The sequence below is a fragment of the Hymenobacter jeollabukensis genome (genome assembly GCF_005771675.1).
Classification (GTDB): Bacteria; Bacteroidota; Bacteroidia; order Cytophagales; family Hymenobacteraceae; genus Solirubrum; species Solirubrum jeollabukense.
The window spans coordinates 36,817-57,398 of record NZ_VAJM01000006.1 but is presented as its reverse complement, the minus strand read 5'-3'; the positions used below and the strand labels follow the sequence as shown (position 1 = coordinate 57,398).

20 protein-coding genes and 1 tRNA gene are annotated in these 20,582 nt (G+C 62.5%); 10 read left to right on the top strand and 11 right to left on the bottom strand.

Annotated features, from left to right (window positions below):
* Nucleotides 1-74 precede the first annotated feature (74 nt).
* Nucleotides 75-557, bottom strand: a complete 483-nt coding sequence (locus tag FDY95_RS14015; RefSeq protein ID WP_138078528.1) for an STAS domain-containing protein — start codon at nucleotides 555-557, stop codon at nucleotides 75-77.
* 443 nt (nucleotides 558-1,000) lie between these two features.
* Here FDY95_RS14015 and FDY95_RS14010 point away from each other — a divergent pair.
* Nucleotides 1,001-1,073: transfer RNA gene (locus FDY95_RS14010), tRNA-Thr, on the top strand.
* Nucleotides 1,074-1,236: 163 nt separating this feature from the next.
* On the opposite strand, the gene FDY95_RS26965 is transcribed toward FDY95_RS14010, so the two are convergent.
* Together FDY95_RS26965 and FDY95_RS14005 are read right to left on the bottom strand one after the other, a co-directional pair.
* Nucleotides 1,237-1,362: a hypothetical protein gene (locus FDY95_RS26965; protein ID WP_262710185.1), complete on the bottom strand. Its 126-nt coding sequence runs from the start codon at nucleotides 1,360-1,362 to the stop codon at nucleotides 1,237-1,239.
* Between the two features lie 459 nt (nucleotides 1,363-1,821).
* On the bottom strand, nucleotides 1,822-2,190 hold the full coding sequence (locus FDY95_RS14005; protein WP_138078526.1) for a 4-fold beta flower protein: 369 nt from the start codon (nucleotides 2,188-2,190) through the stop codon (nucleotides 1,822-1,824).
* A gap of 247 nt (nucleotides 2,191-2,437) precedes the next feature.
* On the opposite strand from FDY95_RS14005, the gene FDY95_RS14000 reads away from it, so the two are divergent.
* From FDY95_RS14000 to FDY95_RS13975, 6 genes are all read left to right on the top strand, one after another.
* Nucleotides 2,438-3,667, top strand: coding sequence for a hypothetical protein (locus FDY95_RS14000; protein WP_138078524.1), 1,230 nt, complete (start codon nucleotides 2,438-2,440; stop codon nucleotides 3,665-3,667).
* A gap of 110 nt (nucleotides 3,668-3,777) precedes the next feature.
* A complete protein-coding gene (locus tag FDY95_RS13995) occupies nucleotides 3,778-4,455 on the top strand; it encodes an HD domain-containing protein (protein WP_138078522.1) in 678 nt (225 codons plus the stop codon).
* Nucleotides 4,456-4,516: 61 nt separating this feature from the next.
* Complete coding sequence (locus FDY95_RS13990; protein WP_138078520.1) at nucleotides 4,517-4,765, top strand: hypothetical protein; 249 nt, start codon at nucleotides 4,517-4,519, stop codon at nucleotides 4,763-4,765.
* Nucleotides 4,766-4,877: 112 nt separating this feature from the next.
* Entirely contained in the window at nucleotides 4,878-7,424 is a 2,547-nt protein-coding gene (gyrA, locus tag FDY95_RS13985) for a DNA gyrase subunit A (RefSeq protein WP_138078518.1), read from the top strand.
* A gap of 67 nt (nucleotides 7,425-7,491) precedes the next feature.
* Nucleotides 7,492-8,613: a tetratricopeptide repeat protein gene (locus FDY95_RS13980; protein ID WP_138078516.1), complete on the top strand. Its 1,122-nt coding sequence runs from the start codon at nucleotides 7,492-7,494 to the stop codon at nucleotides 8,611-8,613.
* 722 nt (nucleotides 8,614-9,335) lie between these two features.
* On the top strand, nucleotides 9,336-10,343 hold the full coding sequence (locus FDY95_RS13975; RefSeq protein WP_138078514.1) for a hypothetical protein: 1,008 nt from the start codon (nucleotides 9,336-9,338) through the stop codon (nucleotides 10,341-10,343).
* Nucleotides 10,344-10,443: 100 nt separating this feature from the next.
* Here FDY95_RS13975 and FDY95_RS13970 read toward each other — a convergent pair whose 3' ends face one another.
* A complete protein-coding gene (locus FDY95_RS13970; protein WP_138078512.1) occupies nucleotides 10,444-12,120 on the bottom strand; it encodes an ArnT family glycosyltransferase in 1,677 nt (558 codons plus the stop codon).
* 155 nt (nucleotides 12,121-12,275) lie between these two features.
* Here FDY95_RS13970 and FDY95_RS13965 point away from each other — a divergent pair, with 155 nt between their 5' ends.
* Nucleotides 12,276-13,253 carry a GDP-mannose 4,6-dehydratase gene (locus FDY95_RS13965; RefSeq protein ID WP_138078510.1) on the top strand — a complete coding sequence of 326 codons (978 nt, stop codon included), beginning with the start codon at nucleotides 12,276-12,278 and terminating at the stop codon, nucleotides 13,251-13,253.
* 93 nt (nucleotides 13,254-13,346) lie between these two features.
* On the opposite strand, the gene FDY95_RS13960 is transcribed toward FDY95_RS13965, so the two are convergent.
* Nucleotides 13,347-14,045 carry a lipid-A-disaccharide synthase N-terminal domain-containing protein gene (locus FDY95_RS13960; RefSeq protein ID WP_138078508.1) on the bottom strand — a complete coding sequence of 233 codons (699 nt, stop codon included), beginning with the start codon at nucleotides 14,043-14,045 and terminating at the stop codon, nucleotides 13,347-13,349.
* 15 nt (nucleotides 14,046-14,060) lie between these two features.
* Nucleotides 14,061-14,813 carry a glycosyltransferase gene (locus FDY95_RS13955; protein WP_138078506.1) on the bottom strand — a complete coding sequence of 251 codons (753 nt, stop codon included), beginning with the start codon at nucleotides 14,811-14,813 and terminating at the stop codon, nucleotides 14,061-14,063.
* A 176-nt stretch (nucleotides 14,814-14,989) separates the two neighbouring features.
* On the opposite strand from FDY95_RS13955, the gene FDY95_RS13950 reads away from it, so the two are divergent.
* Nucleotides 14,990-15,664 (top strand): hypothetical protein, encoded by a 675-nt coding sequence (locus FDY95_RS13950; RefSeq protein WP_138078504.1) that lies wholly within the window; start codon nucleotides 14,990-14,992, stop codon nucleotides 15,662-15,664.
* A gap of 47 nt (nucleotides 15,665-15,711) precedes the next feature.
* Entirely contained in the window at nucleotides 15,712-16,338 is a 627-nt protein-coding gene (locus FDY95_RS13945; RefSeq protein ID WP_138078502.1) for an autotransporter outer membrane beta-barrel domain-containing protein, read from the top strand.
* An 84-nt stretch (nucleotides 16,339-16,422) separates the two neighbouring features.
* Here the strand turns inward: FDY95_RS13945 and hisIE are convergent, their stop codons facing one another.
* From hisIE to hisB, 5 genes are all read right to left on the bottom strand, one after another.
* Nucleotides 16,423-17,067 carry a bifunctional phosphoribosyl-AMP cyclohydrolase/phosphoribosyl-ATP diphosphatase HisIE gene (gene hisIE, locus FDY95_RS13940; protein ID WP_138078500.1) on the bottom strand — a complete coding sequence of 215 codons (645 nt, stop codon included), beginning with the start codon at nucleotides 17,065-17,067 and terminating at the stop codon, nucleotides 16,423-16,425.
* 97 nt (nucleotides 17,068-17,164) lie between these two features.
* A complete protein-coding gene (hisF, locus tag FDY95_RS13935; RefSeq protein ID WP_138078498.1) occupies nucleotides 17,165-17,923 on the bottom strand; it encodes an imidazole glycerol phosphate synthase subunit HisF in 759 nt (252 codons plus the stop codon).
* A gap of 64 nt (nucleotides 17,924-17,987) precedes the next feature.
* Nucleotides 17,988-18,707 (bottom strand): 1-(5-phosphoribosyl)-5-[(5-phosphoribosylamino)methylideneamino]imidazole-4-carboxamide isomerase, encoded by a 720-nt coding sequence (hisA, locus tag FDY95_RS13930; RefSeq protein WP_138078495.1) that lies wholly within the window; start codon nucleotides 18,705-18,707, stop codon nucleotides 17,988-17,990.
* A gap of 10 nt (nucleotides 18,708-18,717) precedes the next feature.
* Nucleotides 18,718-19,305, bottom strand: a complete 588-nt coding sequence (gene hisH / locus FDY95_RS13925; protein WP_138078493.1) for an imidazole glycerol phosphate synthase subunit HisH — start codon at nucleotides 19,303-19,305, stop codon at nucleotides 18,718-18,720.
* 122 nt (nucleotides 19,306-19,427) lie between these two features.
* Nucleotides 19,428-20,531 carry a bifunctional histidinol-phosphatase/imidazoleglycerol-phosphate dehydratase HisB gene (gene hisB, locus FDY95_RS13920; protein WP_138078491.1) on the bottom strand — a complete coding sequence of 368 codons (1,104 nt, stop codon included), beginning with the start codon at nucleotides 20,529-20,531 and terminating at the stop codon, nucleotides 19,428-19,430.
* Between the last annotated feature and the right edge of the window lie 51 nt (nucleotides 20,532-20,582).

Below are 20,582 nucleotides of genomic sequence, written 5' to 3'. Positions count from 1 at the left end.
AACAAACCATGAGCACGGAAAAACGCGCTTGGTCGCGGTTCTGCCGTACTTATTCCACCTCCCCGGCAAGTCGGCTACGCGCGGGCCAGGCTCACGGCTTCGGCGCGCACCCGGGCCGCCGTGGGGTAGCCCGATACGGGCGTGTGGCGCTCCAGCCCGGTTATTTCCAGCTGTCCGCCCTCCCGCACGTAAGCGGCGCGGAAGCGTTCCAGGTTTTCCAACGCGGTGTGGTCCACCAGCCGGGTGTCGGCGAGGTCGATGACCACGTGCCGGCCCCGGGGCAGCCTGTCGAGCTGGCGCTTCAGGCTGCCGAAGTTGCTGAACACGGCCGCGTCCTGCACCCGCACCAGGGAGCCGCCGTCGGGCAGGTCCAGGCGCTCGGTGCGGGCCCGGAACACGCTGCGCAGCGGCAGGCCCCGCAGCAGGTGAAACCCGACCTTCGCCGCGATGCAGGCGCCGATACCCGGCAGTAGGTCGGCGCGCTGGTCCGACCTGAGGTGCTTGCGCAGGCCAGCCAGCAGGCCGCCAGCGGGTACATCCGGTTTGGGAACTTCCATGCGGGAATGCGAAGGGTAGGGCGTGGATTAACGCCGCAAACCTCCCGCGGACGCTGTGAAGGGATAATGAATCCGGCCATCCGCGACAAGCGCGCGGGGCCGTGCTGCCGACGTTGCGACGGTGTCATTGGCACTCAACGACCTTCGCCACGCCCGTGCAGCCCGACCCCGCGCTGGGGTGTCCGGCCCGACGTGCGCTAGTGTTCCAACCTCATTGCGCACACCCGGAACCGGGCCCTTGCCAAGCCGGTCGCGCAACGACCGGACCGCTATCTGTCAGCAAGATGAGCCGCCGCATCAGCCCGACAGCGGAGTGATGCGGCGACTTTAGCATAAAGCTGCCGCGGAATCCATGAAGCCAGTATGAAGCCCGGATTCGGGGAAAATGCCCTCGCCGGGGTTGTGCATGTGGCCCTGATGCATTAGGTTTGTGCCACTATTTCGCCTCCTTAGCTCAGCTGGTAGAGCAACTGACTTGTAATCAGTAGGTCGCTGGTTCGATCCCGGCAGGGGGCTCATAGGTATAAAAACCCGCTGTAAACCATGTGTTTACAGCGGGTTTTTTGCTCCCGCTTGTATCAGGTCGATGCCACTTGTGGGGGCCATTTCTCGTGGTGTGTGGCAAAACCGCGGACTTCTTTGCGGCGGCCGAAAAGCATTCGACTTTGTTGCGGCTGGTTTAGAGGTTTTCGTTGTAGTGGCGTTGGTTGAGGCGAATGGCTTTGGGTGGGATGACGGCTTCGGCCTCGTGCTGGGCCAATGTGCCGAGCACGAGGTTGGTGTCGTAGGCTTTGTCGGCCGCCACTGTACCACCGCGTGCTCTTTCGTAAAAAACTACCGCGCGGTCCAGGGCTTCGGCTGTGGACGTCTTTTTACCTGAAGCAAAACGGTGACGCCCAACCGCGTGAATCGTGGCCGGGCGTCACCGTCTGTTGGGGAAAAGGAATGGTAGCCTATCCAGCCGCTTCGGAGGAGGATGCAATAGCCGGCAGCTGCACGGCGGTGAGCATCAGAGCAAGGGCAACAAGCGGAAGCGGGCAGGAAGTCATCGAAGACGCAGTAAGATTTCTGCGCAAGGTAGCTCTGCTTGGGTGCTGTAAAACAGGAAGACACTAGTTGTTATGTGACATAGATATATTGGGTAAATGATTGCCCTATGTGGTTTCATTCGCCATTTCGACTCGATATTTAAGCAAAGATGACGCTTGAAGTACTAGTTAATTATATGAATTGTGACAGGCCTATGCGGTTCCAGTACATGGGTTCACTGAACGAAATAAGCTTGGCCGGCGTGCTTCGACCATTCCGCCACTCGCCGGCGGCGTGCTGGGCGGGTGCTGCGGGTAGCGGGCCGCTGCGGGCAATGGCCCGGGCGGGGCCAGAGCGCGGGCGGAGGAGTGGCCACGGGTGGGCGGGCGGGCTTGCCAGCGGCGTTGTCGGCAAATAAGGCGGCCCGGCCCGTACGGTCAAGAATCCAGCCGTGGTGCACCCAGCCCAGGTAGCGGCCGCCGGGCGCGTAAAGCAGGCCGTCGTCGAGCCAGGCGGCCAAGCGCCCATCGGGAAAGTACACCAGGCGGCAGGCATCGTCGGCAAAGGCTACGGCCGTGCCCGCCGGCGAGTATAGCGGTATCATCGTTAACGGATGTGGTTAATGGATAGCGCATAAACGAAACTTCGTGGCCGGCGGATTGGGACTCCCGCGCGGGGCAATAACCAAAAACGCCCCGCCGGCCGAAGCCAACGGGGCGCGAAAGAATAGTTTTGGTACGGCCAAGGTAAGCACAATTTCTCAAATCCGGTTCGAGAGCAGGACCAAACCCGGTAAGCCATAGCTTTTGCGTTATTTCGCGCTCTGTTGTCCTACCGTATTGCGCCTTTGCATGCAGCTAGTTGAAGTCAATTCCCCGGCTCAGGCCCGCGAGTTCCTGGAGTTTCCGCCCCGCGTGGTGTACGCCCGCGACCCGAATTACATCCGCCCGCTCGATCAGGATATCGAAGCGGTATTTGATCCGGCCAAAAACAAGCTGTTTCAGAAAGGGGAATGCACGCGCTGGCTGCTGCTCGATGACCGGGGGCAGACCATCGGGCGTATCGCCGCGTTTTTCAACCGTGAAACGGCGTTTCCCGCCGAGAAACCCGCTCCGCCAGCGTCCACCGAAGCAGAGGCCACGCCATCCAGGGAGGATTTTGCCCGCGGCATTGGCGGTGTTGGCTTCTTCGACTGCATCGACGACCAGGCCGCGGCCAATCAGCTCTTCGACGCGGCCCGTGACTGGCTGGCCGCGCGCGGGCTGGAGGGCATGGACGGCCCCATCAACTTCGGCGACCGGGACCGGTTCTGGGGCGTGGTGACGGACAACTACGGCTCGCCCATTTACGGAGCAGCTTACAACCCGCCGTACTACGTCGAGCTTTTCCGCCGGTATGGGTTCGAGACGTTCTACAAGCAGGTTTCCTACTACCGCACCGTGGCGGCGCAGCTGCACCCGTCCGTGCAGATCCGGGCCGAGCGCATTGCTAACGACCCGAAGTACGAATTCCGCCACATGCGCAAAAAGGACTGGAAAAAGTACGCCGAGGACTTCCGCATCATTTACAACAAAGCCTGGGTGAAGCACGAGGGCGTGAAACCGATGACGCCCGAGGCGTCCATCAAGCTGATGAAGAGCATGCTCGACATCCTGGATGAGCGCATCATCTGGTTTGGCTACTACGATGGGGAGCCAGTTTCCTTCTACATCAATCTGCCCGAAATCAACGAAATCCTGCGCTTCTTTAACGGCAAACTGGGCTGGTGGCAGAAGATTCAGTTTAAGTATCATCAGCTGCGCGGCACCGTCAAGACCTTGTTCGGGGTGGTATTCGGCGTGGTGCCGGAGCACCAGCGCAAGGGAGTAGAGGCGGCTATGGTGTACGCCTCGTCGCTGCTGATTCAAAAGCCCGGCGCCGTGCCCTACACCCAGACGGTGATGAACTGGATCGGCGACTTCAACCCCAAGATGATGAGCGTGGTCAAGCTCATCGGCGGGCAGCCGTGGCGGGAGCACCAGACCCTGCGCTACCTGTTCGACCGCACCCGCGAATTCCACCGCCATCCGGTCATCGATTAGCTTTTTTCGCCCGGCCTTTGGCGCAGAGCGTCAGGCCGCTTGGCTCCACTGATGCGGGCCCCGCAGCGCGGCCGCGGCTTCCTTCGCCGCGGCCGTTGCATTTTTGCCCCATGACTTCCGACGCATCCGCTGATCTGGTGGCCCGCACCGCCGCCATGGTCGAAGCCCAATTCACCGGCGAAGGCTCCGGCCACGACTGGGCCCACATCCGCCGCGTGTGGCTGGCCGCCCGCGCCCTGGCCCAGGCCGAAGGCGCTGACCTGCTCGTCACCGAGCTGGCCGCCCTGCTCCACGACATTGCCGACTGGAAGTTCCACGGCGGCGACGAAGAAGCCGGCCCCCGCGCCTCCCGCGCCTGGCTGGTCGCGCAAGGCGCCCCGGAAGCCCTGATTGCCCGCGTGGAGGCCATCATCCGCGAAGTTTCCTTCAAGGGCGCCGGCGTGGCCACTCCCGTGGCCAGCCTGGAAGGCGCCTGCGTGCAGGATGCCGACCGCCTCGATGCCATTGGCGCTATTGGGGTGGCCCGGGCCTTTGCCTACGGCGGGCATAAGGGCCGGGCGCTGCACGACCCGGCCCAGCCGCCGGTGCAGCACGGCACCTTCGCCGAGTACAAATCCAACGGCGGCCCGACCATCAACCACTTCTACGAGAAGCTCTTGCACCTGCGCGAGCGGCTGCACACCGCCGCTGCCCGCCGCGTGGCCGAGGAGCGCCACGGTTTTATGGAACAGTTTCTGGCGCAGTTTCTGAAAGAGTGGGAGGGAAGCGACCTGCTGCCGGGCCGTTAATCGGTTTTATCCAATCCTGCCGGCACGAAAGCGGGCATTTTTGCGTTGTTTTGCTGGTAAGATGAAAACAAAAACCTCCCTGTTTCGCCGTGCGTGGTGGCTGCCGGTGCTGCTGCTCACGGCCCTGGCCAGCTGCCGCACCTGTCCCATTGCCTCGTGCCACGTGCGCAAGGTGCACATTCACGGCGGGCAGAAATACCGCGGGCAGCCGCTCTGGAAAAAGCAGAACCCCGAGATAGGCGAGAAGATCAAAGTGCACCAGGAGCCCGACAAGAAAATGGGCAACGACCGGAGCAAGTCAAAACCGTGATTCTGCTAGGAAAAACGGCCTTTTTTCGGTATCTTGCCAGCTTAAATACCACTTCACATCCGGCGTCTGCGGCCCCCATTTCGGGGGTGCCGCGGGCCTTTCGTTTTGACTAATGGCTGAAGGCGAAAAAATCATTCCCATCAACATCGAGGACGAGATGCGCGGTGCGTACATCGACTACTCGATGTCCGTTATCATCTCCCGCGCGCTGCCCGACGTGCGCGACGGCCTCAAGCCCGTGCACCGGCGCGTGCTCTACGGCATGTCGGAGCTGGGCGTATCCTACACCAAAGCCCACAAGAAGAGCGCCCGTATCGTGGGGGAGGTGCTCGGTAAATACCACCCCCACGGCGACTCCTCGGTGTACGACACCATGGTGCGCATGGCTCAGGACTGGTCGCTGCGCTACCCGCTGGTCGACGGTCAGGGCAACTTCGGCTCCATCGACGGCGACTCGCCGGCCGCCATGCGCTACACCGAAGCCCGCCTGAAGCGCCTCGCCGACGAGCTGCTCGGCGACTTGGACAAGGACACGGTGGACTTCCAGCCCAACTTCGACGACTCGCTGGAAGAGCCGTCGGTGATGCCGGCCAAGTTCCCCAACCTGCTGGTCAACGGCTCCTCCGGCATTGCCGTGGGCATGGCCACCAATATGGCCCCGCACAACCTGACGGAAGTGGTCGACGGCATCGTGGCCTACCTGGCCAACCCCGACATCACCGTGCAGGAGCTGATGGAGTACGTGAAAGCGCCGGACTTCCCCACGGGCGGCGTGATTTACGGCTACGAAGGCGTGCGGCAGGCCCTCGAAACCGGCCGCGGCCGCGTGGTGATGCGGGCCAAGGCGACCTTCGAAACCCTGCCCTCGGGCAAGGAGCAGATCATCGTGACGGAAGTGCCATACATGGTCAACAAAGCGGCCATGATTGCCCGGACCGCGGAGCTGATCAACGAGAAGAAAATCGAGGGCATTGCCGACCTGCGCGACGAGTCGGACCGCGACGGGATGCGCATCGTGTACGATTTGAAGCGCGACGCCGTGCCGCAGGTGGTGCTGAACAACCTGTTCAAGTACACCCAGCTGCAGTCGACCTTCGGCGTCAACAACGTGGCCCTGGTGAAGGGCCGCCCGATGACGCTCAACCTGCGCGACCTGATTCACCACTTCGTGGAGCACCGCGGCGACGTTATTGTGCGCCGCACGCGCTTCGAGCTGGCCGAAGCCCAGAAGCGGGCCCACATCCTGGAAGGTCTGCTCATCGCGCTGGACCACCTTGATGAGGTCATTGCCCTGATCCGCAGCTCGCGCGACCCGGAGCTGGCCCGCACCCAGCTCATCGAGCGGTTCTCGCTCAGCGACGTGCAGGCCCGCGCCATTCTCGATATGCGTCTGCAGCGCCTGACCGGCCTGGAGCGCGACAAAATCGTGAACGAGTACAACGAGCTGATGAAGCTCATCGACCACCTGAAGGCCGTGCTGGAGTCGCCCGATTTGCAGCGCGACATCATTCGCCAGGAGCTGCAGGACATCCGCGACCGGTACGGCGACTCGCGCCGCACCGAAATCGAGTACGCCGGCGGCGAAATTGACTTTGAGTCGCTGATTGCCGAGGAGTCGATGGTTATTACCATCTCCAACGAAGGCTACATCAAGCGCACCTCGCTCGACGAGTACCGCGCCCAGGGCCGCGGCGGGGTGGGAGCGAAGGGCGTGTCGACCAAGGACACCGACTTCACCGAGCACCTGTTCGTAGCCTCTACCCACGACTTCCTGCTGCTCTTCACCGAAGGCGGCCGCCTGTTCTGGAAAAAGGCTTACGAGCTGCCCGAAGGCGGCAAAGCGGCTAAGGGCCGCCCGATTCAGAACCTGATTCCGGAGCTGGCCAACGACCCGGTGCGCTCGGTGCTGAACGTGCGCGACCTGCGCGACCCGGACTACGCCCAGAACAACTACCTGATGTTCTGCACCGAGCAGGGTACAGTGAAAAAGACCACGCTCGAAGCTTACTCGCGCCCCCGTACCGCCGGCATCAACGCCATTACCATCAACGAGGGCGACCGGCTGCTCGACGTGCAGCTCACGACGGGCTCCAGCGAAGTGATTCTGGCTTCGAAACTGGGCCGCGCCGTGCGCTTCAACGAGGCAAACGTGCGCCCGATGGGCCGCACCGCCGCCGGGGTGCGCGGCATTACCCTGGCCGAAGACGCGGATGACCGCGTGGTGGGCATGGTCTGCCTGGCCGATCCGAACAAGGAGCTGCTCGTCGTGTCGGAACACGGCTACGGCAAGCGCAGCCCCATCGATGACTACCGCATCACCAACCGCGGGGCCAAAGGGGTGAGCACGCTGAAAATCACCGATAAAACCGGGGCGCTGGTGTCCATCAAGGATGTCAACGACGACGACGACCTGATGATCATCAACCGCTCGGGCATTGCCATTCGCCTGCGCGTGGCGGATGTGCGCTCCATTGGTCGGGCCACGCAGGGCGTGCGCCTGATCAAAATCAGCGACGGCGACGAAATCTCGTCGGTGGCCAAGGTAGCGGCCGACGACAAAGAGCTGGCCGTCGACCTGGCGGAGCTGCCGGTGGCAGGGGAGTCGGTTGATTCCGGCGCCGAGCCCATCCTCGACGAAGAAACCCCCGGCGCCGAATAACCCGGCGCCGGGATTTCCCGTTTCCCACGAATTCTCTCAACCTAAGTTTCCCACTCTTTTCATTCCCATGAAAAAGACTTTTCTGACGATTTTGCCGGCGTTGGCCATGCACGCCGCCGTCGCGCAAAACTCGGCCGTGAACAACGCTCAGTTGCTGCAGAAAAACGGCACGCTGGACAAAGCCCGCACAGAAATCGACAAGGCTATTACCAACCCGAAGACCTCGGATAAGGCCAAAACCTGGTACGTACGCGGCGAGATTTACGAAGGCCTCGCGCAAAGCCCGATCTACGGCAAGACGCTGCAGCCGGGTGAGGGAGCCAAAACGGCTTTTGAATCGTATCAGAAGGCTATTTCGCTGGAGGGCAAAGACAGCGACTACGGCAAGCAGGCTACCCAGCGCCTGGATAACATCTACGGCATGGCGCTGAACACGGGCGTTGAAAATTATAATGCCCAGAAGTACGACGACGCGCTGACTGCGTACCGCATGGCGCAGCAGATCCGTCCGCAGGATACGACGGCGTTGCTGTACGCGGCTTATGCGGCCGAAGCTAAGCAGGATATGGGCCAGGCGAAGGAGAATTACAACAAGCTCGTCGCCATCAACTACAAGTCGCCTCAGCTGTACGACCGCCTGCTGCGCATTGCCCGGCAGGAAAACAACGAAGCGGAGGCGCAGCGTGTGGTGCAGCAGGCCTTGCAGGCGTACCCGACGAACAAAGCATTCCTGCTCGAAGACCTGAACATGGCGCTGAGCACCGGCCGTGGCCCCGAAGCCATCGACAAGATTCAGAAAGCCATTGCCGCCGATCCGGGCAACTCCAACCTGTATTCGGTGCTAGGCTCCGTTTATGAGCAAAGCAAGCGCCCGGATGATGCGCTGGCTGCTCATAAGAAAGCCATTGAGCTCGATCCGAAGAACTTCGACTCGCAGTACAACCTTGGGGTATACTACTACAACAAGGGCGCGGATATCTTCAAGGTGGTCAACAAAATGGATATTAAGAGCTACCAGGCCAAGGGCAAGAAGATGGAAGTGGATGGCAAGAAGTACATGGAGCAAGCCATTCCCTATTTCGAAACGGCCATGCAGTTGAAACCAGATGATGCGGGCGTACGAGCTGCGTTGCAGAAAGCCTACATAACAGTAGGACGCAAGGCCGATGCCGAGCGTCTAATGAAATAGGGTAGACAAGCAAAAACAGGCCCGGCTGTTCGCCGGGCCTGTTTTTGGAATGAATACTTAACATAATATAAATTATAACACAATATAGATCTGGTTTTGCAGGTGCAGCTGGCTTTGGATTCCAGCGGTATCTGGTGTGTTAGGGCCTCCCGGTAGTTAAGACTTGACATAGTAGCCTGGCCTATCTCTCCGCTATTTCAGCTTACTGTTGAGGACGATGGTACTTTATTCATTGACCTAGTATCTGTGGACAGTGAGTAAAAATGGTGTTCTGTGCTTCCTAGGCCGTTATGCTTCGACAAGCTCAGCCTGAGGTTCTTTTGGCTTACTGTCCACGCAGCCTAGAATTCGGTTGTACCATTTCTACTATTCAGAGAGTTTCCATCGCTGCTTATGGTTTCCTTGGCCCTTATTCTTCTTTCTAAGCGAATCATCTCTTGGTTGGCTGAATCTTCAGCCTGGGAAAGTGTAGTGGCTTGTTGAAGGCTTTGTAACGCTTTGAAGATGGGTTACAAAGCCTCTCTCCTATTATCCGCCCCCTTGTCGTTAGATAGATTTTATATATATGATATGTAAAGGATAAAAGGGTTATGGATATTGCTTGCTTTTAATAGTATAAAAAAGCACAATAAGTACAAAATGGCATATGCTAGTTTATACTTTTTTATGCTTTTATGGCTATTATGTACTATATGTCATATGTTTGTACCAAACCCTGTCGTATGCCTAAGACCATTGACTACCCACGCACCAATTATTTATCTGCCTGGGAGGCAGCTGAAGTAGTAGATGATACTGGAGGCAAGTGCTCAGTTGACGCTTGCGCACGGAAACTCAACCGCAAGGTCAGTGGAAGCTTCAAGGCTATCCTGGGCTCGGCCGTAAAGTTTGGTCTGCTGATCAGCAAGCGGGAAATGCTCACCACTACCAACCTGTTTCGTCGTATCAAGAATGCCTATGATAAGACGGAAGAGAAGATTTACCACCGAGAGGCGTTTCTGCATCCCCCGCTGTTTTCGCACATCTGCCGGAAGTTCCGCAACCGGGAATTGCCAGTACACATGCTGGACGTGATGCTCGTGCGGGAGTTTGATGTCGAAGAAATCAACGCCCAGAATGTCGCGAAGGCATTTGTTGAGGGCGCCCGCATGGTTGATATTCTGGATGAGCGCAACTTCATCGCGGATATCGATCTACTGGCCAAGGCTTCACCACGCCGGGAACTCGCCAGCCCTGGCATGAACGTAAATCTGTTCCGCACGGAACCTGATACCTCAACAAGCAACAACAAGAGCCACCCCGCAGAAACGCTTGAGTCAAGTCCAACGGCTGCTCCTACGATTAACATGCCGCCCTTTGCCGATGATGCCATTGCCAGCCTCTTCGGGCTAGCCGGCAGCGCTCAGCAGTCTACAGCGCAGGTGCCCCTTGTACCACACCTCAGCGGCAATAGCGCGGCCAGTAGTAGCGCTCTGCCAGTTCCCGAGTCGGCTCCGCCCGCATATACCCCCGTCATACCAGCTCCGGAGCCCGGCATTCCGCCTCAGGCCGTACATGTACCTTCTACAAGTCCGATAACCACGGGAGCAAATGATCCGGGCGCGCTATATACCATCCGCATCACGGGGCCGGGTCTGGATACGCAGTTGTCGGTGCAGGAGGATGCCGATTTGCTGATCGTACAAGCACTGCTGGAAAAAATCCGCAAGCACCTGCAGCGGCTGGTATAAACACGGACAAGCCGCCGGAGCGAGGCGGGAGAGCAACTTTGGCCAACTCCTGCCCTGCCCCGGTGGCTGGCGCTTCGCTCCGGGAACATTATTATGTTAACTAGCGCCCGGAGCGCGCCCGGATTTCCGTCACATACCACCGCCCATCGGCGAACTGGTGGCTCAAATCGAAGCTGTCAACCGTTTCGACCTGAAAGCGGCGGGCCAGGGACGCCGGAAACGGTGCGGCTCCGCGGGCCCCGGCATAGACCAGCACCGGTAGACGTTGCAACGGCAGGGAATCGGTTTCAGGGTGCCATTGGGGCACCACCCGCCCCGCCGCCCAGATCCATTTGATCTGCATCTCCCCTACGCTGTAGACCGGTGCCCGGCGCAGTTCGGCCCGCTCGCGCACGAGTCGGGCCAGGGGCCGGAGGCCCGGGTCGTCGCGGCGGCGCTGCCACTCGGGATAGGCCGGCATCAGCAGGCCGCTGGCCAGCAGCACCGTCGCCAGCGTCACGGCTACGGCCGCCTGGGGCAGTGCGCTGCGGCACCAGAGCCACACCGCCCCGCCGGCTGCGGCCACGGCCAGCCCGCTGGCAAGCCAGTACCGCGGCGTATCGGGTGCAAAGCTGGCCAGGCCCACGATGCGAAGGGCCAGCGGCAAGGCCAGCAGCACCAGCACCACCACCCCTACCCAGCCCCGCAGCAGCCATTTATCGACCGGGCTTGTGCGGCGGTCTTCGCTCAGCCAGTAGCGCAGCAAGCCGGCAGTGAGCAAGGACAACGGCGGCAATACGGGCAGCAGGTAACGCTCCTTCTTTTCGGGGACCAGGCTCAGCAGCACCAACGTGGCCAGCACCCAGGCCAGCAGCAGCGCATACGGCGCGTACGGGCGGATGCGCGGGGCCGCGTAGGGCCAGGCCAAGGTGGCCACTGCTGCCAAAGCCCAGAGGCCCATAAAGGCCGGAAAGCTGGCGTAGAACCACAGCGGCTGCACGTGGCGGTTGGCCCAGGACGTGGACTCGGTATGGGCTACCTGGCTGGCTTCGCTCAGGTGCTGGCTGAGCACATACAGGGGCCAGACGCCCCCCACTCCTAACCCCACCACGGCCATCAGCAGCAGGCCGGGCCACTGCCGACGCAGGGCGGCCCGCTCGCCGCGCAGGGCGTAGGCAACTAGGAATGGTAAGAGCATGCCGTAGGGCGCCACGGGGCCTTTGCTGAGAATCGACAGGCCGATCAGCAGGCCGGAGCCGGCAAACCACCCCAGGCCCCGGGTTGGGCTTTGCAGGCCGCGCACGGCCGCGGCCAGGGCCCCGGTCATGAAACAATAAGCGTAAATGTCCCAACCGTTGCCGTCGCGGCCGGCAGTGAGCAGCAGCAGGCTGCTGGCCAGCACCACGGTGGCCAGCCAGGCGGTGCGACCCTGATCTTGGGGCGGCGTGAGGCGGCGGGCCAGGGCCCGGAAGAAGAGCACCAGCAGGCAGGCGCCCACGGCCGAGGGCAGGCGCAACAGGCCCAGGTCGGTGGTGGAGCCGGTCAGGTGCATCACCGCGGCCACCAGCCAGGTGGGCAGCGGGGGCTTGGCCAGGCGCAGCTCCCCGTTCATGGTGGGCAGCAGCCAGGAGCCGCCGGCGTGGATTTCGCGGGCGGCCACAAAGTTGCGGGCTTCCATCAGGCCGATTTCCGGCGCGTCGAGGCGCACAAACAAGCCGATGCCCAGCACGACGGCCAGCACCAGCCATTGCACCCACGGCCGCGGCCAGCCCGCGGGGGTCAGAAAAGAGTCAGCCATACCAGTGTAGAATCGGAGCGTATACGGTCCCGGGGCCCGAAAGCTACGTCATGGACGTCGCGTAGGACAGCTTTTCGGCTACCTTTGCGCGCCTTTCCCGGTCCTCGGCTTTCCCGGCCCCGGGCTCCCGACTCCTTTATCTACTGCTCCGCTGTATGCCCACGGTTCTTGTCACCGGTTGCGCAGGTTTTATCGGCTCCCACCTGTGTCAGCGCCTGCTCGCCGACGGGTTTCGCGTGCTGGGCCTCGACAATTTTGACCCGTTCTACGACCGTCGCCTGAAAGAGCGCAACCTGCGGGCCTTACTGGCCGAGCCGCGGTTTTCGTTCCGCGAGCTGGATTTGCGCGCCGGCGCCGCGGCCCTGGAAAACGCCTGGCCCGACCCTACCGACACGCCCGACGTGGTGGTGCACCTGGCCGCCAAGGCCGGGGTGGGCCCGTCGGTGCAGCAGCCCCTGGCCTACCTCGACAACAACGTGCTGGCCACCGGGCACCTGCTGGAGTGGCTGCGGCAGCGCGGCATCGGGCGCCTGCTGTTTGCCTCGTCCTCGTCGGTGTACGGCAATACGCGCCACCTGCCCTTCAACGAGGAAGAGCAGCTGCAGCAGGCTTGCATTTCGCCCTACGCCACCACTAAGCTGGCCGGCGAGGAGCTGACCTACACCTACCACCACCTCTACCGGCTCAACGTGCTCAACGCGCGGTTTTTCACCGTGTACGGCCCCCGGCAGCGCCCCGACTTGGCCATCCACAAATTCGCCCGCCTGCTGCGCGCGGGCCAGCCCATTCCGGTGTACGGCGACGGGTCGACGGCCCGCGACTACACCTTCGTGGCCGACACGGTGGACGGGGTGGTGCGCGGCGTGCGTTACCTGCTGAGCCACGAAGGCGTGTACGAAACGGTGAACCTCGGCAACAACCGCCCCGTGCCCCTGCTCGAACTCATTCGGGCCGTGGCCACGGCCGTGGGCGTGGAGGCCCGGCTGCAGTTTCAGCCCATGCAGGCCGGCGACGTGGACGTGACCTTTGCCGACATCCGCAAGGCTCAGGCCCTGCTCGGCTACGCCCCCCAAACCCCGCTGGCCGACGGGCTCCGGCAGTTTGTCGACTGGCTGAACGAGCAGGAGGATTAGGACGTGCTTGTCGTTCAGAACTCTGTTGTAAACGCCAGCGGGCCGGATTCTCATCCGGCCCGCTGGCGTTTTAGGTTGATTGAAGCAGAGACATCAGCCAGTGGCAGCGGCTTGTTCCGGGTTCAGCGCGGCATTGGGTTGCGCCAAGGAACGGGCCGAGCGGCGCAGCTCCCGGCGCAGCAGCACGATGTTGCGGGCGTAAACCACCGTGCCGAACACGTTGCCCACGATGAGCACCACGTCGACGGGGCGGCGGAGCACGGCGTAGGTCAGGATGAGCACCGAGCCCACGAAGCTGACCACCCAGAACCCCAGCGGCAGCACCGACTCGCCCTTGCGCTCCGAGTAAATCCACTGGTACACGAAGCGCAGCAGGAAAATGGTCTGCCCGATGGCGCCCAGGGCCAGCACCCCGCCCGGAATGCGGTTGCGCAGCATCTGCTGCAGGCTGAAGTGCTGGTTGCCGACCACGAACCAGGCCAGCACGGCCAGCGGAAACACGTAGGCCCCAGCCCGGAACCAGGCGTTAAGCTTGCGCCACTCCCCCAATAGCTGCAGGTTGCGGATGTAGATGCCGTAGCTAATGAGCTGGGCGCCGAGAATCACCGGGTCGTGGCGCAGCATGCCGTAGATGATCATCAGAAACGATGATATCAGGCTGATCTGCCAGAACAAGGTGGGCACCAGCACCCGCTTGGCCCGCTCGCTCTGCACCCACTGCAGCACGATGCGGCTGGAGAAGAGCAGCTGCGAGGTCAGCCCGATCAGCAGCGCGACGGTTTCGGTTTTCATGGCGGCAGCCGGCGCTTAGGCCGCGGATTGGTGGTGCTTCTCCCCGATTTCGTAGTTCTTCCAGCGGGAGCGAATCCAGCGGTAGCCGAAGGTGTCAACCAAGGGCTTCCAGAGGCGGTTCCAGAGGTTGTACTTGGCCGTGCCGGCAAAGCGCGGGAAGTGGCGCACGGGCAACTGCTTGACCTGGCCGCCCTGCAGCTGCACCAGGGCCCCGAGGAAGCGGTGCATGCCGTGGAACAGCGGAATGCGGCGGGCGTACTCGGTTTTGAGAATCTTGAGCGGGCAGCCCGTGTCCACGATGCCGTCGTTGATCATCAGCCGGCGGAAGTTGTTGGCAATCTTCGAGGAAAGCAGCTTCACGGCCGAGTCCTGGCGCTTGGCCCGGATGCCGGTGACCATGTCGTACTCGGGGAAAAAGCGCAGCAGCTCCACGAAATCCAGCGGCGTGGTCTGGATGTCGGAATCGATGTAGCCGACGAGCGTGCCGCGGGCGTGGTCGATGCCGGCCTTGATGGCGGTGCTCAGGCCGCGGTTCTGGGCCAGCGAAACGAACTCGTAGCGCGAGTCGTGGCGGCAGATGTCGCGCAGGATGGCCAGCGAGCCGTCGGTGGAGCCGTCGTTGACGAAGAGCACGGTGGTGGCCACCGGGGCTAGTTCGAGGTACTTGTTCATCTCCACCACGAACTGCCGCAGGCTCTCCTCTTCGTTGTACACGGGGACGAGCACGGTCAGCGACTGCGTGGCCAGGTAAGAAGCGTTGTCGGACATAAAAACAGCAAAACGGCGCGCAAGGTAGCCAGGATTTCGGCGGGCCGCGTGCCGGCTCTACGCCCGCGCGGGCCGGGAAGTTGGGGCCGTGCCCCGCGCCGGCGTATTATTGCCATACCAAACCCGTCCGCGGCGGCGTTGTTTGGCTTGTTTGATATCCTTACGTTACATCCTGCGTGAAGCTTCCCGCCTGTCCCCCGGCCCTACCGGCCTTGCTCCTGCTGCTGTCGGCGGCCCCGGCCGCTGCCCAGACCACCAACGCCGCTGTGGCCGCCCCCGCGCCGCCGGCTACACCCCGGCAGGCCCTTAAGCTCGGCCTCTTCTCCAGCGAAACCATCGGCCTCAGCTACGAGCGGCAACTGGCTCCGCGCACCAGCCTGCAAGCCTCCCTGGGCGGCTGGTTCAACGGCTACGACGGCGGCCGCGGGTTCGTGTACGACTCCGCTTATTTCTACCCTGTCCCGCTTCAGCGCTACCGCGCCCGCCGGCAACGCCTGGCCCTCACGGTGCAGCTGCGCCGCTACCTACAACCCACCAAACCCGCCCTGGCGGGCTGGTACGTGGGGGCCGGGGCGCAGCTGCTGGGCCAGTGGACCCGCTACCGTTTCGACGACGGGCATACCGAGCGCAACCACTACCACGAGCAAAACCTGCAGCTGCGCTTCGGCCGGCAGTGCCAGCTGGGCCCGCGCTTCACCTTCGACGTGGGCTTGGGGCCAGAACTGGTTGTGGGTACCGAGCCCCGTTACGTTTACAATGCCAACACCGGCTTTTACGCCCTGGGGTCAGAGCGGTATTTCTACGCCCGGCCCGCCTTCGGCATGGCCCTGCAGGCCGGGTACCGCTTTTGATCCTTTGCTTCCCTTCCTATTCCGTTCCAGCCCCCCCCCTTTGTTTCATGGTTACCCGTGTACTACTGGCCAGCATCGCCCTGGCTACCCCGCTCCTCACCACTCACACGGCCCGCGCCCAGGCGCCCTCGTCCGCTCCCGCGTCCCGCACGCACCAGGTTAAGCTTGGAGTGCAAGCCGTCGCCGGCCTGTCGGGCATCCGGCCCACGCTGGCTTACGAGTGGCAGGTGGCCCCGCAATTCGCACTCGAAGTCAGCGGCAGCTACTCCGGCTCCTCCTCTTCCAGCGGCTACGACTACGTGTTTTCCCCCGACAGCATCTACAGCTACCGCAGCACCATTCGCCAGCGGCAGCTCGCGGCCGGGGTGCACGGCCGCTACAACTTTTCCAGCCGCCAGCCGGCGCTTATTGGCTGGTACGCCGACCTCGGCCTGCAGGGCAACTATTACTTCCTGCGCCACACCGTCACGGCCGGCGAGGGCCCAACCTATAGCCGGCAACGATTCGACCTCACACCCCAGGTCCGGATAGGCCGCCAGTGGGCGTTGGGTCAACGGCTGAGCCTGGACACGTATCTGGGATTGGAACGCTCGCGTTCCATCTACACCCTTTCCTTCGCTTCCCCGCAGTTTCTCCACGCCACGGCCGGCCTTCAACTGAGCTACCGGTTTTAGTCGCTCCTGCCGACAAACAGAACGCCCCTCGCCCACCCGTTCAGGATTGGCGAGGGGCGTTCTGTTGAACACCTATTCCTGGACTTAAGAGTCCCGCCGTTCCCCGGCCGCAATGGTTGTATGCCGCTGCCGCAGCACCTGCACCACATCATCGAGGCGGAGGCCGGAGGCGGCCAGCAGCACCAGCAGGTGATAAAGCAGGTCGGCAGCTTCGCCCTTCAGGCCTTCGGTGTTGCCGGCCACGGCATCAATCACGGTTTCGACGGCCTCCTCCCCGACTTTCTGGGCAATCTTGGGCAGCCCGCGCTGGAACAGCTTCGCGGTGTAAGAATTGGGCTCTTCCTCCGGCCGCTGCTGCCGGCGCTGCACCAGGCGCTCCAATTCGGCCAGAAAGCTGACCGGCGCCGTGGGTAGGGCCGTCTGCGCGGCCTGTTCGAAGCAGCTGGTGGTGCCGCGGTGGCAGGTCGGACCGTCGGGCCGGGCGCGGATAAGCAGCGCGTCCTGGTCGCAGTCGGGGTGCAGGCTCACCAGCGTCAGGAAGTGGCCGCTGGTTTCGCCCTTGGTCCAGAGGCGGTTTTTGGAGCGCGAGAAGAACGTTACCCGGCCGGTTTGCTCGGTCTGGCGCACTGCTTCCTCATCTACGTAGCCGAGCATGAGCACCTGTCCAGTATCGGCATCCTGCACCACGGCCGGAATCAGGCCGCCCATTTTTTCAAAGTCTAGGTTCATGGTGTCTTTCGTTGGATGGTTAATACGTTGTTAATCAACGCTATTTTGCTTAAAGTAAATAAGTTTATTTTATCACTGATTAATATAGTAAACAAAATTACATTCTTACTGCTACGCCGGCCGACCGCAGATGCTGCTTGAGGTCTGCAATACCGACTTCGCCGAAGTGAAAGATACTGGCGGCCAGCCCGGCATCGGCGCCGGCCTGCTCAAACACGCGGGTGAAGTGCTCCATCCGGCCCGCCCCACCCGAGGCTATTACCGGCACCGTAACGGCCCGGCACACCGCCCCGGTCACGTCCAGCGCGAAGCCGTCCTTGGTGCCGTCGTGGCTCATGGAGGTAAGCAGCAGCTCCCCTGCCCCGCGTTCGGCAGCTTCGCGGCACCACTGCACCGCGTCGCGCCCGGTGGCCTGGGTGCCGGCGCGGGTGTATACCTGCCACCCCGTCTCGGGCGTATGGCGCGCATCCACGGCCACCACGATGCATTGGGAACCGAAGCGGCGCGCCAGCTCGTCGATAAGCTCGGGGCGCTGCAGGGCGGCGGAGTTGATGGAAACCTTGTCGGCCCCGTTGAGCAGCAGGGCCTCCACGTCGGACACGGCCGAGATGCCGCCGCCCACGGTGAAGGGAATATCGAGCTCGCGCGCCACGTCGCGCACCAGGGCCACCAGCGTCTGGCGTTTCTGGTTGGTGGCGGTGATGTCGAGAAACACCAGCTCGTCGGCGCCCTGGCGGGCGTATTGGGCCGCCAGGGCCACCGGGTCGCCCGCGTCGCGCAGGCCCTCGAACCGTACGCCCTTGACGGTGCGCCCGTCCTTGACGTCGAGGCAGGGAATGATGCGTTTGGTCAGCAACGGTGAATGAGTGAATGAGTGAATGAGTGATTGGCGGGGGCACGAGCGGCGGCCGGTCGCGCCGTTAATGCACGAAGCGCGCCAGCTCCGGCAGGCTGATGGTGCCCTCGTAGATGGCTTTGCCGATGATGGCGCCGTGCATGCCCAGCGCCGCCAGGGCTTCCAGGTCGGCTACGGTGGTGACGCCCCCACTGGCCACCAGCTGGGCGGCCGGCAGCTGGGCCCGCAGCTGCTGGTAGGTTTCCAGCGCCGGGCCCTGCAGCTTGCCGTCCTTGCTCACATCGGTGCACACGAAGCTGCGGGCCCCGGCGGCCAGGTACTCGGCCACAAACCCCCGCAGGGTCCGCTCCGATTGTTCGGCCCAGGCGTTGATGGCAATGCGCTGGTCGCGAAAATCCGCCCCGATGATGATGCGCTCGGCCCCGAAGGTGCGCAGCCAGTGCTGCACGGTGGCGGGCTCCCGCACGGCAATGCTACCGGCCGTAATCTGCGCGGCGCCCGCGTCGAAGGCCTGGCGCACGGCGTCCTCGTGCTGCAGCCCGCCGCCGAAGTCGATATGCAGGGTGGTATGGCGGGCCAGGCGTTCGAGCACGGCCAGGTTGACGGGCTGCCTGGCTCGGGCGCCGTCGAGGTCGACCAGGTGCAGGCGGCGCAAGCCGTGCTGCTCGAAGCGCTGGGCCACGGCCAGCGGGTCGGAATCGTAGGTGGTCTGCTGGGCAAAGTCGCCCTCGGTCAGGCGCACGCACTGGCCCCCGATCAGGTCAATAGCGGGAATGATTTCCATGGCGGGTCGATTACAGGTCGAGGAAGTTTTGGAGGATGCGCGTGCCGACGGGGCCGCTTTTCTCGGCGTGAAACTGCACCGCGTAGAAGTTCTGGTGCTGCACGGCCGCGCTGAACGGCCCCGGGTGGGCGCCTTCGGCAATGGTGTAGGTACCCACCGGCGCGTAGTAACTGTGCACGAAGTACACGTAGTCGTCTTCGCGCAGCCCGCGAAACAGCGGGGAGCGAAGATTGCGCAAGGTGTTCCAGCCCATATGCGGCACTTTGTGCTGCGGGTCGGGCTGGAAGCGTTTCACCGCGAAGGGCAGGATGCCGAGCAACTCGGTGTCGCCCTCTTCACTGTGCTGGCCCAGCAGCTGCATGCCCAGGCACACCCCCAGAAAGGGCTGCGTCAGGGTGGGCAGCAACTGGTCGAGACCCTGGGCCCGCAGCTCACGCATGGCCGAGGCGGCTTCGCCTTCGCCGGGGAATATGACCTTGTCGGCCCGGCGGATGGCGTCGGGTTCGGCGGTCAACGTGGCTTGCACGCCCAGGCGCTCCAGGGCGAACAGCACCGACTGTACGTTGCCTCCCTTGTAATCAATGACGGCTATTTCCATTTGCTGAAGCTTGTCTTGTTATACAAATGAGCAAACACGAAATATGCGGGAATTAGCCCTGATCAAGAGCTTTTGAGACGCATCACCAGCTTTATCCATTTGTTTAAACATTTGTATAAAGACTACAGCACTCCTTTGGTGCTGGGTATTTCCATCTTGCTGGCATCCCGCTGCAAAGCTGCTTTGATGGCCTTAGCAACGGCCTTGAAAATGGCTTCAATCTTGTGGTGCTCGTTGTCCCCCTCGCACTTGATGTTAAGGTTGCAGCGGGCGGCATCGGCGAAGCTTTTGAAGAAATGGTAAAACATTTCCGTGGGCATATCCCCGATTTTCTCACGCTTGAATTGGGCATCCCACACCAGCCAGGGCCGGCCGGAAAAGTCAATAGCCGCCTGGGCCAGGGCGTCGTCCATCGGCAATAGGAAGCCGTAGCGCGCCAGGCCGCGCTTGTCGCCGAGGGCCTGGGTGAAGGCTTCGCCAATGGCAATGGCGGCGTCTTCGATGGTGTGGTGCTCGTCGATGTGCAGGTCGCCCTGCACTTCCACCAGCATGTCCACCCCGCTGTGCTTGGCCAGCTGGTCCAGCATGTGGTCGAAAAACCCGAGGCCGGTTTTTATACTATGCCGGCCGCTGCCGTCCAGGTTCAGCTCAACTCGGATTTTGGTTTCGTTGGTGTCGCGTTGTACCACGGCCCGGCGGGCAGGCAGGCGCAGGAACTGGTATATCGCGTCCCAGTTGGTAGTGGTCAGCGCGGCGCGCTCGTCGCTGAGTACTTCGCTGAGCAGGATGGCCCGGCAGCCCAGGTTCTCGGCCAGCTGCACGTCGGTGAGCCGGTCGCCGAGCACGAAGGAGCCCGGCAGGTCGTAGCCGTTGGCGGGGTCGAGGTACGGGCCGAGCAGGCCGAGGCCGGGCTTGCGCGTGGGCAGGTTTTCGTGGGGGAAGCTGCGGTCGATGAGGACGGCGGCAAACTCCACCCCTTCTCCGCGCAAAATGTCGAGCATTAGGTTCTGGCAGGGCCAGAACGTCTCCTCGGGAAAGGAATCGGTGCCGAGCCCGTCCTGGTTGGTCACCAGCACCAGCTCGTAGTCCAGCTCGCGGGCAATGCGCGCAAGTCCGGTGATGGCGCCGGGCAGAAACTGAAACTTGTCGAAGGAGTCGACCTGCTGGCTGGGTTGCGGCTCGACGAGGATGGTCCCGTCGCGGTCGATGAAGAGTACTTTTTTCATGGCAGGCGCGCCGTCGTGGGGCGCGGTGGTCGTGGTCGGAAAGAACGGGCG

What these genes read in the sequence shown, in the direction of transcription:
- FDY95_RS14000 (WP_138078524.1), top strand. Translation starts at nt 2,438, where the DNA reads ATGCAGCTAGTTGAAGTCAATTCCCCGGCTCAGGCCCGCGAGTTCCTG.
- FDY95_RS13945 (WP_138078502.1), top strand. Translation starts at nt 15,712, where the DNA reads ATGGTTACCCGTGTACTACTGGCCAGCATCGCCCTGGCTACCCCGCTC.
- gyrA (WP_138078518.1), top strand. Translation starts at nt 4,878, where the DNA reads ATGGCTGAAGGCGAAAAAATCATTCCCATCAACATCGAGGACGAGATG.
- FDY95_RS13975 (WP_138078514.1), top strand. Translation starts at nt 9,336, where the DNA reads ATGCCTAAGACCATTGACTACCCACGCACCAATTATTTATCTGCCTGG.
- FDY95_RS13995 (WP_138078522.1), top strand. Translation starts at nt 3,778, where the DNA reads ATGACTTCCGACGCATCCGCTGATCTGGTGGCCCGCACCGCCGCCATG.
- hisIE (WP_138078500.1), bottom strand. Translation starts at nt 17,067, where the DNA reads ATGAACCTAGACTTTGAAAAAATGGGCGGCCTGATTCCGGCCGTGGTG.
- FDY95_RS13960 (WP_138078508.1), bottom strand. Translation starts at nt 14,045, where the DNA reads ATGAAAACCGAAACCGTCGCGCTGCTGATCGGGCTGACCTCGCAGCTG.
- FDY95_RS13970 (WP_138078512.1), bottom strand. Translation starts at nt 12,120, where the DNA reads ATGGCTGACTCTTTTCTGACCCCCGCGGGCTGGCCGCGGCCGTGGGTG.
- hisA (WP_138078495.1), bottom strand. Translation starts at nt 18,707, where the DNA reads ATGGAAATCATTCCCGCTATTGACCTGATCGGGGGCCAGTGCGTGCGC.
- hisB (WP_138078491.1), bottom strand. Translation starts at nt 20,531, where the DNA reads ATGAAAAAAGTACTCTTCATCGACCGCGACGGGACCATCCTCGTCGAG.
- hisH (WP_138078493.1), bottom strand. Translation starts at nt 19,305, where the DNA reads ATGGAAATAGCCGTCATTGATTACAAGGGAGGCAACGTACAGTCGGTG.
- FDY95_RS13955 (WP_138078506.1), bottom strand. Translation starts at nt 14,813, where the DNA reads ATGTCCGACAACGCTTCTTACCTGGCCACGCAGTCGCTGACCGTGCTC.
- FDY95_RS13965 (WP_138078510.1), top strand. Translation starts at nt 12,276, where the DNA reads ATGCCCACGGTTCTTGTCACCGGTTGCGCAGGTTTTATCGGCTCCCAC.
- FDY95_RS13980 (WP_138078516.1), top strand. Translation starts at nt 7,492, where the DNA reads ATGAAAAAGACTTTTCTGACGATTTTGCCGGCGTTGGCCATGCACGCC.
- FDY95_RS14005 (WP_138078526.1), bottom strand. Translation starts at nt 2,190, where the DNA reads ATGATACCGCTATACTCGCCGGCGGGCACGGCCGTAGCCTTTGCCGAC.
- FDY95_RS14015 (WP_138078528.1), bottom strand. Translation starts at nt 557, where the DNA reads ATGGAAGTTCCCAAACCGGATGTACCCGCTGGCGGCCTGCTGGCTGGC.
- FDY95_RS13990 (WP_138078520.1), top strand. Translation starts at nt 4,517, where the DNA reads ATGAAAACAAAAACCTCCCTGTTTCGCCGTGCGTGGTGGCTGCCGGTG.